The organism is Exiguobacterium sp. s143, from assembly GCF_018618895.1.
Taxonomy (GTDB): Bacteria; Bacillota; Bacilli; order Exiguobacteriales; family Exiguobacteriaceae; genus Exiguobacterium_A; species Exiguobacterium_A abrahamii.
Genome location: NZ_JACSMX010000001.1, coordinates 305,356 through 318,378 on the forward strand (window position 1 = coordinate 305,356; position 13,023 = coordinate 318,378).

Consider the following 13,023-nt stretch of genomic DNA (forward strand, 5'->3'; position numbering starts at 1 on the left):
TGTTATAGTAGTGGTGGAGGTGAATCCGATGGAACCTACGTTCCAGATTGATTGTACGAAGTGTTTTGGTTTATGTTGTACCGCACTCGCTTTTTCGAAATCCAGTGATTTTGGTCATGACAAACCGGAAGCAACACCGTGTCGCAATCTTGACGCCGATTACAGCTGTCGTATCCATGACCGGTTACGCGACAGCGGCTACAAAGGCTGTACCGTCTATGATTGTTTCGGTGCCGGACAGCATCTGTCACAGCAGACATTTGAAGGCGATGATGCACCTAAGCGACGCCAAGCGATCTATGCTACCTTCCCGAAGATGGTTCATTTGTTTGAAATGATGTGGTACATAACCGACGGGAAACGTGATGTCACGCGTGACATCCACAATCAACTCGATGAGACGCTTGCTGCACTGACTCGGTACGCGGCATTACCAGCCGATCAATTTGAACGACTTGACTTGATACCGGTTCGTCAAACCGTCCGACCACTCCTTGAAATGATTGCATCGCGTGTTCAAGCTCAGTATAGCGGAAGACGCGAACAGACACCACGCGACTGGGTCGGAAAACAGCTACAAGGACGTAATTTCTCAGGTGCCAGTGTTCAGAATCAGTGGTTGCTCGCGACGAACTTGTCGCACAGTAACCTGCGCGGAGTCAACTTTCTCGGGGCGGATTTGCGAGACTGTAACGTCAAAGACGCCGATCTGACGGATGCACTCTTTTTGACACAGGCACAAATCAATGCGGCAATCGGCAATGCAGCGACGCAGTTACCGCGTCGCTTACTCCGTCCGTCCCATTGGCGTTAAACAGAAGCGAACGATAAGGAGGCACGTTTTCGGTCGATTGATCCGAAAGCGTACCTCCTTTTGCTTGTTATCGTTTCCCGAGCGTAAAGCCGTCAAAATAACGCCCGCCGAATGGTGCGAGATAATCATCGACTAACGCGACGACCTCTCGCCGGTCATCCGATTGATAATACAACTCGAATGCCGTTGTGTGTCGACTAGCATAGTCTTCGTCAAACTCCGCAAGAGCACAGATCGCCCACTTCCCTTGCCCGATGTAGCGACGATTGGCGCGAAGGACGAACTCGATGCTCTGTTCATATAAACGTGACGCAATCGCTAGACCTTCCGCGCGGTTCGTCACACTCTCGAAGTCGTCGAGCATATCACTTAAAAAATAACGTGCGCGCTCTTGTTCCGAAGTCGTCCACGCAATCGGTCCGTCCGCCAATTGTTGAACGGCTTCCTGACGGATAGATGCAAGTCGCGGATGATCCTCGATTGTCCAACTGTCAGCAATCATTCGTTGCAGGGACGGGCGACCACGTTCCCGATCACTCTCGAAAAACGACTGAATCGTCTCAAAGGAATGGACGAATGCTTCGACCGGGACACCGTCATGGATGAACGACTCCCGGTACGCCTGACCTCGACTTGCTTCAAAAATGATCACATCGACATCTGATTGTGCGGTCGCTTGCCCTCGCGTATGGCTGCCGGCAAGTAAAACAGCACAGTGATTCGGGTACCGTGACGCAACGAGCGGCATGATCCAGTCGCACCACTCCATGCGTGTCCACTTAGTCTTCAACTTGTTCACCGATTCCGGAGAAGACGGCCAGTTCGTCACCCGGTACGGCAACGATCGTCGCGTCGGCTCGGTGTGGTGCGAGACCGATATCGATCGCCCACGATTCATAATATGTATCCGATCCGTTCAAGACGAGCGTTTGTCCGTTGCTAAACGTTAGGAATAAGTGCGGTGCCGTCTTTCCGATCCGGACACCGGTGATGCGTTCCGCGTGAAGCGAGACGATCAAGTGTAACATCTCTTCCTTCGTCGCATGGCGGACGACCCAGTCCTGTGTCGTCTCGACATCGCCATAAAACAGACGATCCGTCTCGATCCGAAGTCGTAGTTCAGGCGCAGTCGTATCGAACAAATTGATGAATTCGAGCGTGACGTAGCCTGCGACATGGACCGTCGCTAATTGTGTACCGATGAAATAGGTCGTCAAGAGCTGACGGGCGAGTTGATGATCTTCTTTGTTCATGATGAGCACCTCATTTAAAAAGAATGAATGGTATCGGGATGAGTCCGAGAAACTTACTTCCACTCAATTTACCACAAATTAGTCGATACGAACATGAGAAGAAAGGCATGTTTTCGGTTTTCTGCGGCACGGAGGTGAGAATACGGTATACTGATGAGGAACTGACGTCGATCGTGATCGACAGAGAGGAGCTCCATTCATGCAATATTTCTACATGAGACCCTATCCGGATGATCCAGACTGTTCTACGCAACAAGAGGAAGCCGACAAGATTGATGTGACGACACGTGTCATCGAGACGCATGATTCGGCCAAACGACGGACGGAATTAGAACAGATGCTCGAGACCCTTCAGACGGGAGACGAAGTCATCGTCACGCATCTCTACATCTTAGCAGACTCGACGCGGCACTTGATCGAGATGCTCGAGCACATGGAGACACGCGGTGCGACGCTGTGGTCACTCCGCGAACAGATTCGGACGAGCGAGCGTGCCTCCTTGTCGTTTCTTGAAACGGCACGCCACCTGGTCCAGCTGCAAAGTGACGTCATCAGCATGTCGACACGTGCCGGACTCTCAAAAGCAAAAGAACAAGGAAAGCAGACCGGTCGACCGCGGAAGCCGGATGAAAATGTCCGCCGCGCGATCGCGATGTATCAAAGTAAAAACTATTCACTCGCTGATATCCGCGAACAGACCGGTATTAGTAAAAGTACGTTGTACCGATATCTCGAAAGCGAGACAATCGATGCAACGGATAAAGGCTGACTCCATCATGGAATCAGCCTTTTTTTCAGCTATTTTGCTTTAAGGTGTTGCCGAGCCATTTTTGGAGGGCTTTTCCGCCTTCATAGAACGAGCTGTCTCGTAATTCATACGTATGACCACCTTGTTCAATCAAGTCGAGGAACGTATTCCCGACATCCCGGTTTTCCCATTTCCGCTGATCCGTCAAATACTTGAAACCGAAGTTACATTCGACGTTGAAGATGATGTGGAAGGGTTCCTTGAACGATTGGACGGCACGAATCATCTCGATCAAGATCATCCGTTTCGGTGATGACGCTTCGAACGTATCGAACAGTGTCGTCCGGCGTCCGTGAAACTCGATGACGCGGATTGCGCGACCGGTATCCGCTTTAAAATCATAACTCGTCCGAATCGAGACGATGATCTCGCGTTGGTCTGGTTGTACTGGCATGGTGTATCGCTTCCTTTCTCTCGGTCGATTATAGCATGGACCTGCTTGAATTTAATAGATATCAACGACTCGGTCTCAAGAAGGATTGTCGTAACCCAAAATTTGTCTTATACTAAAATTACCAAATACATAAAGGAGCGTTTTCGTGAAACATCTATTTTCGATACTCCTCTCGGCGAGTCTTTTGTTCACGGGTTGCTACTGCACTCTCGATGAACGGACGGATGAGCCGCACTTCAAATCACGCGCCCGCTCCATCTCCTCGTATCATACCTTCGACATCGAATACGCGAAAGGACTACGGAAGGAGCAAGTTTCGAACCGAACAGTCACCGTGACGGATTCGAACGGTGAACGGATGCAAACGGAGATTGAAGTCCTTGACGGCAAAGAAATCCGAATCAAACCACCGCGCTCTGGATACAAAAAAGGACGCCGCTACATCATCCACATTCGGGATTCGATCGACGCCCGGAAACAAGTCCATACGAATACGATTCGGGAACGAACCTTCACTGTCGACCGCTGACAGACAAGGTTCGTTTTTTTATTTGGATCGAGCCGGAAAGACGGTGTAACTCATCGAGATGATCCCATCGATCACGAGGACGAGCCCCCACAGTTGTAACGTCCGTAAGAGACTCTCCGTCTGCTCAGCATCTCCCAGCCAGAGAATCATGGCACCGAGTAACGTACCACCAATCAAAAAGGCCAGGATGTGTCGATAGAAACCGTTGCGTTCCCGTCGCGCACGCGATATCCGTTCTTTTGCTACGTGCTCTTTTAGGACAAAACGGCGGTAGACTCCATCCGCCCAGGCAATCATTTGTTTCCCAAATGCAAGTGAGACGCCGATATAGATCGCAGCGAGACCGTGCGCGAGCGTTGCTGTATTGCCGCGACTTAAGTCAAACACCGTTAAGACCAGTAAGACGATATCAATCACCGGTGACATCGCCATCAATCGAAAACCGAGTCTTTCGCGCCTGAATCCATAACGCACGATCAGTCCGGCGACAATGAATACCCAAAATAGAATCTCACAACCGACGATTGCCCACGCGACGAGTTGCATATCAATCCTCTCCTTTTTTAATACGACTGTATCATAAAGATAACACCTCTTTCATCGCTTGACTAGTCTTTTTAATACATTCGTGCTAAAAAAGATGATATACTTGAGACATGCCAAAACAAGTCAATCACGAAGAACGCAAACGCCTCATCGCCGAAGCGACGTGGCGCACGATTTCTCAAGTCGGTATTGAACAAGCCAGTGTCCGGACGATCGCCAAGGAAGCGGGACTCTCACTGGGTGCCTTGCGGTATTACTTCACGACCCAGGACGAGTTGCTCCGCTTCTCGATGGACCTCGTCCAAGAACGGGTCCAAGCACGCATCACAACCATTTTCGAGAAAGGAGGAACCCCGGAAGAAACTTTATGTGACGTCTTACTTGAGGTCTTACCTTATGCACCCGAGCATCAGCTCGAGATGCAGGTCTGGTTTCAATTCATGATGTCCGCGTATACATCGCAAGCGGCGGAAAATCCGGACGATATCTACCATATGGTTCAAGTACTGTTGACACAGATCCCGGACGGTACACTCCGCGCGGGCTTAGACATTGAGCTTGAGAGTGAACGGCTCGCAGCACTCGTTGACGGGTTAGCCTTTCATGCTCTGTTTCGACCAGAACGATTACCAAAAGAACGCCTGCGTCATGTGCTCGTCCATCACTTGAACGCCCTCTTCGTCCGTCCTTTAGCGATCGACGACAAATAACCCGCTGTTCCCTTTACGCACGAGGGAAACAGCGGGTTTTCATCGTCTTGCTTCTACGAGAATCAACGAGACGGAACGAATCAAGAAGAACGTCAAAAACGCTGCCCAGACGCCCTGATTTCCAAAAGTCGGTGTCAGCAGGAGGACGACCGCAAAACCAATGCCTGCTTGAATCATCGAATTTCGGACGGGTGTTGCTTCAACCCGTCCGGCAAAGATGCCTTCATAAATCATCGCCCAACCGGCGAGAAGCGGTAGGATGATGATCCAGAAGTAATAATCGCGCGCTGCGTCTAAGATTGCCTCTTCTGAAGTGAACAATTGAAGGAGCGGTGTCTCAAGGAATAGGAGCACCAGTGACCAGAAGACGACCGAGTAGAATCCAAACGTCCGTGCCAAACGGACACTCGTCCGGTATCCTGCCTGATCCTGATTCCCTCTCGCCCGACCGACGAGAACGGTTGACGCATGACCGAGTCCACCGAACCAGTACGAAATCAAATACTGGATTTGTAGCAGAATCGCGTTGGCTGCGAGGACATCCGGTCCGAATTGTCCACCAGCACGTGTGAACCAGCCGGTGACGAGTAAAAGGAAAATCGTGCGAATGAACAAGTCACGATTGACTTGAAAGAATTGACGGTACGCGTGCCACGCCGTCAAGGCACGCCATTCATCACGCGTCATCGCCAAATGACCACGAATCAGGTACAGAGCACAGACGACGATGCTGATCTCCGCGATGACGGTCGCAACCGCAATTCCAGCAACACCGGCATCCAATCCGTAGACGAATCCGATATCGAGAACGACATTGACTCCTGTACTGAACAATTGGACGAACAAGGCGTGCTTGACCTGACCGGTACCAATCAACCAACCGAGTAACGCATACCCCATCAACACGAACGGTGCGCCGATCATCCGGTATGAGATATACGTTTTGACCGCATCAAGCAAGTCAGCAGGTGGTGCCAGTAAGTACAGTCCGATTTGCTCGAGCGGCTGTCGAAACAACAGGATAAGCAGACCGATACAGGCTGCTAGAAACAACGGTCGGTAGAGGGACGTCCGTAAGGCATGTATGTCATTCGCCCCGCTTGCTTGGGCACTGAATCCTGTCGTACTGACTTTTAAGAAACCGAACAACCAGTAGATCGTATTGAAGAAGACGGCTCCGACGGCGATGCCGCCGATTGCCCGCGGATCACCGGATTGACCGATGACGACGGTATCGGTCACGCCAAGCAAGGGTGTCGCAATACTTGAGAGAATCAGCGGATACGCGAGTAACCAGTACGTTTTGTGCGTCGGTTGTGCGTTCACCATGTTCCGGCCTCTACGAATCGTTGGGTATACGCACCACCTGTTTCCAATCGATCAATCAAATCAACAGCACGACCGTCACGTAAGACGAGTGTTTTTGAACAGAGGCGCCGGATGAAGTCGATATCGTGCGAGATCAATACGAGACTGACACCGAGTGTCTGCTGCAAGCGCTCTAGTAGTTCGATGATCTGTGCGCGGGAGACGACATCAAGCCCCGTCGTCGGCTCATCCATCACAATGATGTCGGGTTCAATCGAAATCGCGCGGGCAATCGCGGCACGCTGAATTTGTCCTCCGCTCAATTGATGGGGCAATCGATCGAATAACTGTTCATCGACCCCGACAGCAAACGCGAGAGCCGTAATAAGATCCACTTCTGACGTCGCTGGGAAATGCTGCAAAATCGGACGATGCTGACGAAACGGTTCGAGTATCGATTCCCGCACCGTCCATTCTGGATTAAAGGAAGCGAGAGGATGTTGAAAGACGGCTTGAATAGCTCGTCGCTCGTTTCGGTGCCCACTCGGAAATGCCTTTTCATGTAAGGAAATCAAACCATGCGTGGGTTTGAGCAGACCGAGAATCAATCGTCCGAGTGTCGTCTTGCCACTCCCACTCTCCCCGATGATGCCAATCGACGCCTTTTTCGTCACGTGAAATGAGATATTCGACAAGATAGACTGACCCTTTATCTGATAAGTAAGATCTGTTACGGATAAGACTGGTGACATGAACTCTTCCTTTCTTCCAGTGATGTACGATGCGCTTGCATCAAGCTCATCGTGAACGGATGACGACTTTGCTCGATCATCTGTGGTGTTCCCGTCTCGACAATTCGTCCATCCTGCATTAAGACGAGTTGCTCCCCGTAATGTAAAGCAGGTCCTAATTCGTGGGTGACGAACACAACCGTTGCCCCGTACTGGTGTTGGTACTTAGTCAACCAGTCGAGTAAACGACGTGTCAACACGGGATCGAGTGCCGTCGTTAATTCATCTGCTAAAATCAACCGTGGTTTTAAGGCGACGGCAAGCAGGATCGCGAACCGTTGCAATTGCCCACCGCTCAACTCTCCTGGATATCGGTCCAACCAGGTCGGGTCCAACTCAAGCGTTCGCAAGACGTCATCGATGTAAGGATGATCCATCTTTCGTCCATGTGCGCGATATGTATCCCGTAACATCTGACGCATCGTCAAAAACGGAAGAAACGCATCGGTATACTGCTGTGGTATGTAACCAATATCGAGACCACGCCGAAGAGGTTCGTCCGAGATGACTTCTCCACTCGACGACATCCCGTCCGGCAATCGATCCAGTAATCGTTTAAGCAAGAGCGTCTTACCGCTCCCGCTCGCTCCGACGAGACAGATGAATCGATGAGCTGGTAACGATAGATTCATGTCATGCAGAAGGACGTGTTTCGCCCGAACGTGTAAGTTCCGAATCTGAATCATTTACTTGTCCTCCTTTTTTCTTCATCCACCGTGTCCATCCCATCGTCACAACGACGGTCAAGACGATGCACGCACCTGGCAAAAGCATGAGCCGGGGTGCGGAACTGAAATAAGGACGTCCTTCGTTCAACATTGCTCCCCACTCTGGCAGTGGTGCTTGGACACCAAGCCCGATATAAGAGAATGCCGATAAGAATAAGATGACTTTGCCGACATCCAAACTCATCAAGACGACGACTTGCCGGATGATAGTCGGAAGGATGTGGCGTCGTAAGATCATGTTGTCTGTTAACCCGTTGATGCGTGCCATGCTGATGTATGGTTTTTGAATCGTCTCGGTCACGAGTGTCTCACTTAATCTCGCGTAGGAGATCCATTTGATGAGTAAAATCGCAAAGATCAAACTTTGAGGACTAGCACCAAATAGTCCGGCAATAACGAGTGCTAGAACGGTGTCTGGAAAAATCACGAGACCATCTTCTAACCGATGAATCCACCGCTTGAGACGTCCATCATAAAAGCCAGCTAGACAACCAAGGCAGGTACCGATACACGCTGTGAGCAACACAGTAAGCAGGCTGAAACCTAAGGATATCAAACCAGCTAAAAAAAGACGAGCTGCGAAATCTCGTCCTAGACCATCTGTTCCGAGCCAATGCTCGAATGAAGCGGGCTCAAGTCTTTTCGCCACGTTGGTATTAAAAGGATTAATATATACGGTATATGAAATAAATAATAGTAGACATCCTCCGAAAATGAGCCATCTTTTTTTCATGTGTGTGTTCCCTTCTGCCAATCTGGTCGTAATGTTCGGTTCAGCGATCTTATACCTTGATGCAGGACGAGAATGATTCCTGTCGTCAGCAAGATGTACCCTTGGATCAGTGGGTAATCACGTTGTAGGATCGCATCGACCATCAACTTCCCGACGCCCGGGTAAGCAAATAAGACTTCGAGGACGACGACACCTCCAGCAAGACTGCCGAGCGTCAGACCGAACACGGACAGGACCGGTGGCAAACTGCCGCGTAGCGCATAACGCCAAAGGATCGTCCGCTCAGATATCCCACGCATCCGTGCCAATTCGATGTACGGTTGGTTCAGTTCACGGCGTAGATTCAGTCGAATCAATGGAATATAGACGCTCGCAAGCGGAAAGCCGAGTGATAGAGCCGGGAGAATGAGTGACGTCATCCCTTCCCGTCCCATCACAGGTAACCACCCGAGACGGACGGCAAACAGATCGACGAGCAACAGACCGATCCAAAAGCCTGGCACGGCCGCTCCGCTCATGCTGACAAGGTGGGCGAGACGGACGACGCTTTGGCGCGTCGTCAAGGCGCTCCCGATCCCAAGGGGTAAGGCGATCAATAAGGCGATGGTAAGGCCGCCAAGTGCTAGTTCCGCCGTCACGAGATAACTCTCTTGCAACATCTCGATGACCGGTCGCCCCGTCTGTAAAGAGTTTCCGAGACGTAAGGTGAGTATGTCTTGCAGCCAACGGACGTACTGGACGAGCAACGGCTGATCGTATCCTAATTCACGGCGCGCGGCCTCGATTTGTTCGGGCGTCGCTGATAATTCATCGATATTCAATAACGTCAAGACCGGATCACCCGGCAGTAACCGCAGCAAGACAAAACAACCGAACGTGATGAGTAAAGTGAATAGACTCAGCGACAGCAGTCGTTTGACGATCGAACGCATCAATCGTTCACCTGCAACGTGTTCGTGATCATGTAGTATTCACTTTTTTCTGTTTTCCATCCTTTGACGCGTTTGCCGTCGTAGGCAACGAGTGTTGAAGGATGGAGCAAGAAGCTATTGTAGCGTTTCTCGTCGACATATCGCGCGATCTGCTCCGCAAGCCGTGAACGTTCCTCGATCTGAATCGTTTCATTCAACGTCTCGATCTGTTTCGTCAACTTCGGATCCGCGACACGACTGAAGTTCAGTCCCCCGTTCGGATGATAGGTCGCGTTTAAATAATAACCAGCATCCCCACGCGGAGCTGTCAGATTGCTGTACGTCGCGATATCCCAGTCCCGGTTACTCGCCATGTATTCTTCTGGGACATCGATCTGTTTGATCGTTATCGCCACGCCAATCTTTTTCGCGTCATCTTGAATGACTTGGGCGATTAACGGAAGGTCTGGTCGAGCCGCATACGTCAATAAGGTCAGTTTTAAAGGGCGACCGTCCTTTTGCATCCGTCCGTCTTGCTTCGTATAACCGGCTTGCTTGAGCCATTCCTCAGGCGTCTTCTGCTCTTGTTGCGGATAGTTCGGAGCAAATGGGAATGACGATAGGAACGGACCACGCGCTGACACCGCATATCCTTGGAGGACGTGATCGACGAGCTGTGTTCGATTGACCAAAGTGTCGATTGCCTGTCGAACCTCAAGAGATTGCATCGGACCGTTCGCGACATTCATCGTCAACTGATGGACGCGGAACGTATCCGTCGCTTGGACTGTTAATCCTTCAGACTTCAACTGCTTGACACTCTCGATTTCCGGTCGATAGACGATGTCCGCCTGTCCGGCACGCAAAGCGTTCGTCCGTGCGCCAGCATCTTCGTTGAAGACAAAATCAACGGAATCAAGTTTCGCTTGTTCTTGCCAATAGGACTTGAAACGTTTTAACTCGACTTTTGTTCCCGGAGCGAACCGCTCGACTTGGAACGGACCTGTTCCCATCGGTTCCTTCGTCACCCCGCTCGCTTTCGTGTCGATGATTGCTGTGTTCGGATTGACGAGTTCCGAGATGAACTCTGGATATGTCGTCTTCGTTTGAATGAGCAGATCGGGTCCGTCCGTTTTGATCGTCTCGATGTTCAAGGCATTCTTGACACCGGGATTTTCGTCAATCGAGCGTTCGAGAGACGATTTGACGGCTGCCGCATCGAGTTTTTTCCCGTTATGGAACGTCACGTCTTCCTGCAAGACGATCCGCCATGTTCGCTTTCCTTCATAGGACCATTTTTTCGCAAGCCACGGCTCGACCGTCAATCGTTCGTCATCAAGACGGACGAGTGTCTCCGTCACCCCTGCGCGAAGCGGAACATAACTGCTGTCGCGATGCGGATCGAGCGATTGTGTCGCGAAGTTATAGACGAACGTCAAATGGTTTTGTTCTTGTGGCTTATCAGAAGCAGCACAACCGGCAAGTGTCAAACCGAGGAAGACACTACCGATGAGGCTCGCAGTTTTATATGTAGACATTGTTCTCCACCTTTAATTCGGAATAATTACGTTTTACATCATATCGTAACGATTCCGATTTAACAAGCGTCTTTTCTATTTCTCTATATTGAATTCGCCATCAAAAAAATACCGAATCAACTACAAGCGAACAGCTCGTGTGATCCGGTATCGATGTGTGTCATAAGACATGGACGAATTGTTTTGCCTGACGCTCGAGTTGTTTCGCTGAATCAGCCAATTGATCAAACTCACTGACCGTATGTTCGAGTTGACCCGTACTGTCCTTGACCTTAGACGAAATGCGCTCGATGCTGTGCGAAACATCTTCAATCCGCTCAACGATCCCTTCAATGTTGTTCTTGATCTCCCCGATTGAGTGGGACACTTTGTTCGACAGGTTTCGGACTTCGGTCGCGACGACATCGAACCCGCGCCCATGTTCACCTGCACGTGCCGCCTCGATTGCCGCATTCAAGGCGAGCAGATTCGTCTGCGCTGCAATATCACGGATCGTCTTCACGATGTCGGTGATCGAGTTCGCATCCTTTCGTAAGGCAACAAGGCTCGACAGATTCTCGACGGATTCCGCCTCGACTTGTTGGACGGTCGCCAGCACGTTCAGACCGTCCTGACGACCACTCTCCGATTTGACCGTCAAGAACGCGGATGTCTCGTTGAGTTCAGCTGCCATCCGTAAGACTTCCTGTTGGCGAATCGTAATGTCCGATGCAATTTTTGAGACACCGACGACCCGGCGCCCGTCATCCGAATAGATCGGCATATACGTCGCTTCGAGCCATTTTTGTTGCCCATCGGCAGCACGGCGTTCAATCTTGTCCTGATAGGTGATGCCTTGCATCAATTTGCGCCAAAACAACTCATAATCCGGACTGTTGACGTACGCTGGAAAGCAAAGATCACGGTGGTATTTACCGATTAGCTCTTCCACTTCATACCCCATCGTCCGGGCAAACAACTCGTTGACATATGCGACTTTCCGTCGATCGTCAAAGCGGATGATTGCCAGATTTTGCTCGATTGCTCGAATGACTTGTGTGTCGGTGACGTGTGCTGCTTGTTCCTGCATCGACATGCCGATTCCTCCCTGGATTCAAACTCAAGGTCATAATGCTCCTATTGTCATATTATCCCTTATATCGACAGGTTCCTGCCATTTTAAACTGTAATCTAGTAAATAAGATACGATTTTTAATACGCACTCCATCCACCATCGGCGACGACGATCGCCCCGTTAATAAAACTCGCCTCGTCAGACACGAGGAACAATGCCAATTTTGCGATCTCATCCGGTTGACCGGCACGTGGATTGAGTCCCATGCCGAGCATCGCGCGGCCCATCCCGAATTCATTCAGGTTCGTCATCGATTGTCCGATGTTCGTCTCGACGGCTCCAGGAGCGATCCCGTTACAGCGGATCCCCTCTCCGGCGTAAAAGAAGGCTGTATTCTTCGTCAAACCAATGACGGCATGTTTGGAAGCGGTATAGGCTGCTCCTGCTCGGGCACCGTTCAGACCGCCAATCGAGATGTTATTCAGAATGACACCACCTTTTACTTCCTTGAAATGCTTGACCGCTTCGCGCATCAGACGCATCGTTCCCGTCGTATTGACGGCGAAAACATGATCCCAGCGTTCATTGGAGATGTCTTCCACTCCCTCCATTCCGTCCATGATCCCAGCATTGTTGACGAGAACGTCCAGTTTGCCGTAAGCCTCAAGCGCTTGTTGGACGAGTTCTGTTGCTGCGTTAGGTTTGGCGATATCACTTACAACAGCGATCGCTTCTCCACCCGCTTCCTTGATGTCAGAGACGACCCGTTCAACGGTTTCCAACCGAATGTCCGCTGCGACGATCCGTGCGCCTTCTTGTGCAAACAATTTGGCCATGGCTTCACCCATTCCTGAGCCAGCTCCCGTGACGATGATCGTTTTACCTGTTAGTCGCATCATGAATCAT

The 13,023-nt window shown here is 50.7% G+C and carries 16 protein-coding genes; 4 read left to right on the plus strand and 12 right to left on the minus strand.

Translation table 11 applies throughout. The annotated features are described in order from the left end of the window. Window positions 1–28: 28 nt before the first annotated feature. Complete coding sequence (locus KNQ03_RS01750; protein ID WP_214723240.1) at window positions 29–814, plus strand: pentapeptide repeat-containing protein; 786 nt, start codon at window positions 29–31, stop codon at window positions 812–814. Between the two features lie 67 nt (window positions 815–881). Here the strand turns inward: KNQ03_RS01750 and KNQ03_RS01755 are convergent, their stop codons facing one another. Together KNQ03_RS01755 and KNQ03_RS01760 are read right to left on the minus strand one after the other, a co-directional pair. Then, window positions 882–1,604: a nucleotidyltransferase domain-containing protein gene (locus KNQ03_RS01755; protein WP_251140225.1), complete on the minus strand. Its 723-nt coding sequence runs from the start codon at window positions 1,602–1,604 to the stop codon at window positions 882–884. Next, window positions 1,594–2,067, minus strand: a complete 474-nt coding sequence (locus tag KNQ03_RS01760) for a hypothetical protein (protein WP_029341746.1) — start codon at window positions 2,065–2,067, stop codon at window positions 1,594–1,596. Before KNQ03_RS01760 ends, KNQ03_RS01755 begins: the two co-directional genes overlap by 11 nt. A 199-nt stretch (window positions 2,068–2,266) precedes the next feature. Here KNQ03_RS01760 and KNQ03_RS01765 point away from each other — a divergent pair, with 199 nt between their 5' ends. After that, entirely contained in the window at window positions 2,267–2,836 is a 570-nt protein-coding gene (locus KNQ03_RS01765; protein WP_064299856.1) for a recombinase family protein, read from the plus strand. Between the two features lie 25 nt (window positions 2,837–2,861). Here KNQ03_RS01765 and KNQ03_RS01770 read toward each other — a convergent pair whose 3' ends face one another. After that, window positions 2,862–3,269 carry a hypothetical protein gene (locus tag KNQ03_RS01770; RefSeq protein WP_023468357.1) on the minus strand — a complete coding sequence of 136 codons (408 nt, stop codon included), beginning with the start codon at window positions 3,267–3,269 and terminating at the stop codon, window positions 2,862–2,864. Window positions 3,270–3,414: 145 nt separating this feature from the next. Here KNQ03_RS01770 and KNQ03_RS01775 point away from each other — a divergent pair, with 145 nt between their 5' ends. Beyond that, the gene (locus KNQ03_RS01775) at window positions 3,415–3,798 is read left to right on the plus strand and encodes a hypothetical protein (protein WP_029341748.1); all 384 of its coding nucleotides are present in this window, start codon (window positions 3,415–3,417) and stop codon (window positions 3,796–3,798) included. A gap of 18 nt (window positions 3,799–3,816) precedes the next feature. On the opposite strand, the gene KNQ03_RS01780 is transcribed toward KNQ03_RS01775, so the two are convergent. Beyond that, window positions 3,817–4,344: a hypothetical protein gene (locus KNQ03_RS01780; RefSeq protein WP_214723242.1), complete on the minus strand. Its 528-nt coding sequence runs from the start codon at window positions 4,342–4,344 to the stop codon at window positions 3,817–3,819. 110 nt (window positions 4,345–4,454) lie between these two features. Here KNQ03_RS01780 and KNQ03_RS01785 point away from each other — a divergent pair, with 110 nt between their 5' ends. Next, window positions 4,455–5,054 carry a TetR/AcrR family transcriptional regulator gene (locus KNQ03_RS01785; RefSeq protein WP_064299855.1) on the plus strand — a complete coding sequence of 200 codons (600 nt, stop codon included), beginning with the start codon at window positions 4,455–4,457 and terminating at the stop codon, window positions 5,052–5,054. Between the two features lie 39 nt (window positions 5,055–5,093). Here the strand turns inward: KNQ03_RS01785 and KNQ03_RS01790 are convergent, their stop codons facing one another. The 8 genes from KNQ03_RS01790 to KNQ03_RS01825 form a co-directional block, all read right to left on the minus strand. After that, complete coding sequence (locus KNQ03_RS01790) at window positions 5,094–6,383, minus strand: MATE family efflux transporter (RefSeq protein WP_214723244.1); 1,290 nt, start codon at window positions 6,381–6,383, stop codon at window positions 5,094–5,096. Next, a complete protein-coding gene (locus KNQ03_RS01795) occupies window positions 6,377–7,114 on the minus strand; it encodes an ABC transporter ATP-binding protein (protein WP_251140226.1) in 738 nt (245 codons plus the stop codon). Before KNQ03_RS01795 ends, KNQ03_RS01790 begins: the two co-directional genes overlap by 7 nt. Continuing rightward, the gene (locus KNQ03_RS01800; protein WP_214723248.1) at window positions 7,093–7,839 is read right to left on the minus strand and encodes an ABC transporter ATP-binding protein; all 747 of its coding nucleotides are present in this window, start codon (window positions 7,837–7,839) and stop codon (window positions 7,093–7,095) included. The genes KNQ03_RS01795 and KNQ03_RS01800 overlap by 22 nt, the downstream gene beginning before the upstream one ends. Continuing rightward, window positions 7,787–8,530 carry an ABC transporter permease gene (locus KNQ03_RS01805; RefSeq protein WP_214723250.1) on the minus strand — a complete coding sequence of 248 codons (744 nt, stop codon included), beginning with the start codon at window positions 8,528–8,530 and terminating at the stop codon, window positions 7,787–7,789. Before KNQ03_RS01805 ends, KNQ03_RS01800 begins: the two co-directional genes overlap by 53 nt. Window positions 8,531–8,610: 80 nt before the next feature. Continuing rightward, complete coding sequence (locus tag KNQ03_RS01810; RefSeq protein ID WP_156323168.1) at window positions 8,611–9,546, minus strand: ABC transporter permease; 936 nt, start codon at window positions 9,544–9,546, stop codon at window positions 8,611–8,613. Continuing rightward, a complete protein-coding gene (nikA, locus tag KNQ03_RS01815; protein ID WP_214723252.1) occupies window positions 9,546–11,063 on the minus strand; it encodes a nickel ABC transporter substrate-binding protein in 1,518 nt (505 codons plus the stop codon). Before nikA ends, KNQ03_RS01810 begins: the two co-directional genes overlap by 1 nt. 160 nt (window positions 11,064–11,223) lie before the next feature. After that, complete coding sequence (locus KNQ03_RS01820; protein WP_231884657.1) at window positions 11,224–12,138, minus strand: methyl-accepting chemotaxis protein; 915 nt, start codon at window positions 12,136–12,138, stop codon at window positions 11,224–11,226. A gap of 116 nt (window positions 12,139–12,254) precedes the next feature. Next, a complete protein-coding gene (locus KNQ03_RS01825; RefSeq protein ID WP_064299848.1) occupies window positions 12,255–13,013 on the minus strand; it encodes an SDR family oxidoreductase in 759 nt (252 codons plus the stop codon). Window positions 13,014–13,023 lie beyond the last annotated feature (10 nt).

Bases quoted from the DNA above. Each gene is read 5' to 3' on its own strand.
- KNQ03_RS01750 (WP_214723240.1), top strand. From the start codon at position 29: ATGGAACCTACGTTCCAGATTGATTGTACGAAGTGTTTTGGTTTATGT.
- KNQ03_RS01760 (WP_029341746.1), bottom strand. From the start codon at position 2,067: ATGAACAAAGAAGATCATCAACTCGCCCGTCAGCTCTTGACGACCTAT.
- KNQ03_RS01765 (WP_064299856.1), top strand. From the start codon at position 2,267: ATGCAATATTTCTACATGAGACCCTATCCGGATGATCCAGACTGTTCT.
- KNQ03_RS01770 (WP_023468357.1), bottom strand. From the start codon at position 3,269: ATGCCAGTACAACCAGACCAACGCGAGATCATCGTCTCGATTCGGACG.
- KNQ03_RS01780 (WP_214723242.1), bottom strand. From the start codon at position 4,344: ATGCAACTCGTCGCGTGGGCAATCGTCGGTTGTGAGATTCTATTTTGG.
- KNQ03_RS01785 (WP_064299855.1), top strand. From the start codon at position 4,455: ATGCCAAAACAAGTCAATCACGAAGAACGCAAACGCCTCATCGCCGAA.
- KNQ03_RS01790 (WP_214723244.1), bottom strand. From the start codon at position 6,383: ATGGTGAACGCACAACCGACGCACAAAACGTACTGGTTACTCGCGTAT.
- KNQ03_RS01795 (WP_251140226.1), bottom strand. From the start codon at position 7,114: ATGTCACCAGTCTTATCCGTAACAGATCTTACTTATCAGATAAAGGGT.
- KNQ03_RS01800 (WP_214723248.1), bottom strand. From the start codon at position 7,839: ATGATTCAGATTCGGAACTTACACGTTCGGGCGAAACACGTCCTTCTG.
- KNQ03_RS01810 (WP_156323168.1), bottom strand. From the start codon at position 9,546: ATGCGTTCGATCGTCAAACGACTGCTGTCGCTGAGTCTATTCACTTTA.
- nikA (WP_214723252.1), bottom strand. From the start codon at position 11,063: ATGTCTACATATAAAACTGCGAGCCTCATCGGTAGTGTCTTCCTCGGT.
- KNQ03_RS01820 (WP_231884657.1), bottom strand. From the start codon at position 12,138: ATGTCGATGCAGGAACAAGCAGCACACGTCACCGACACACAAGTCATT.
- KNQ03_RS01825 (WP_064299848.1), bottom strand. From the start codon at position 13,013: ATGCGACTAACAGGTAAAACGATCATCGTCACGGGAGCTGGCTCAGGA.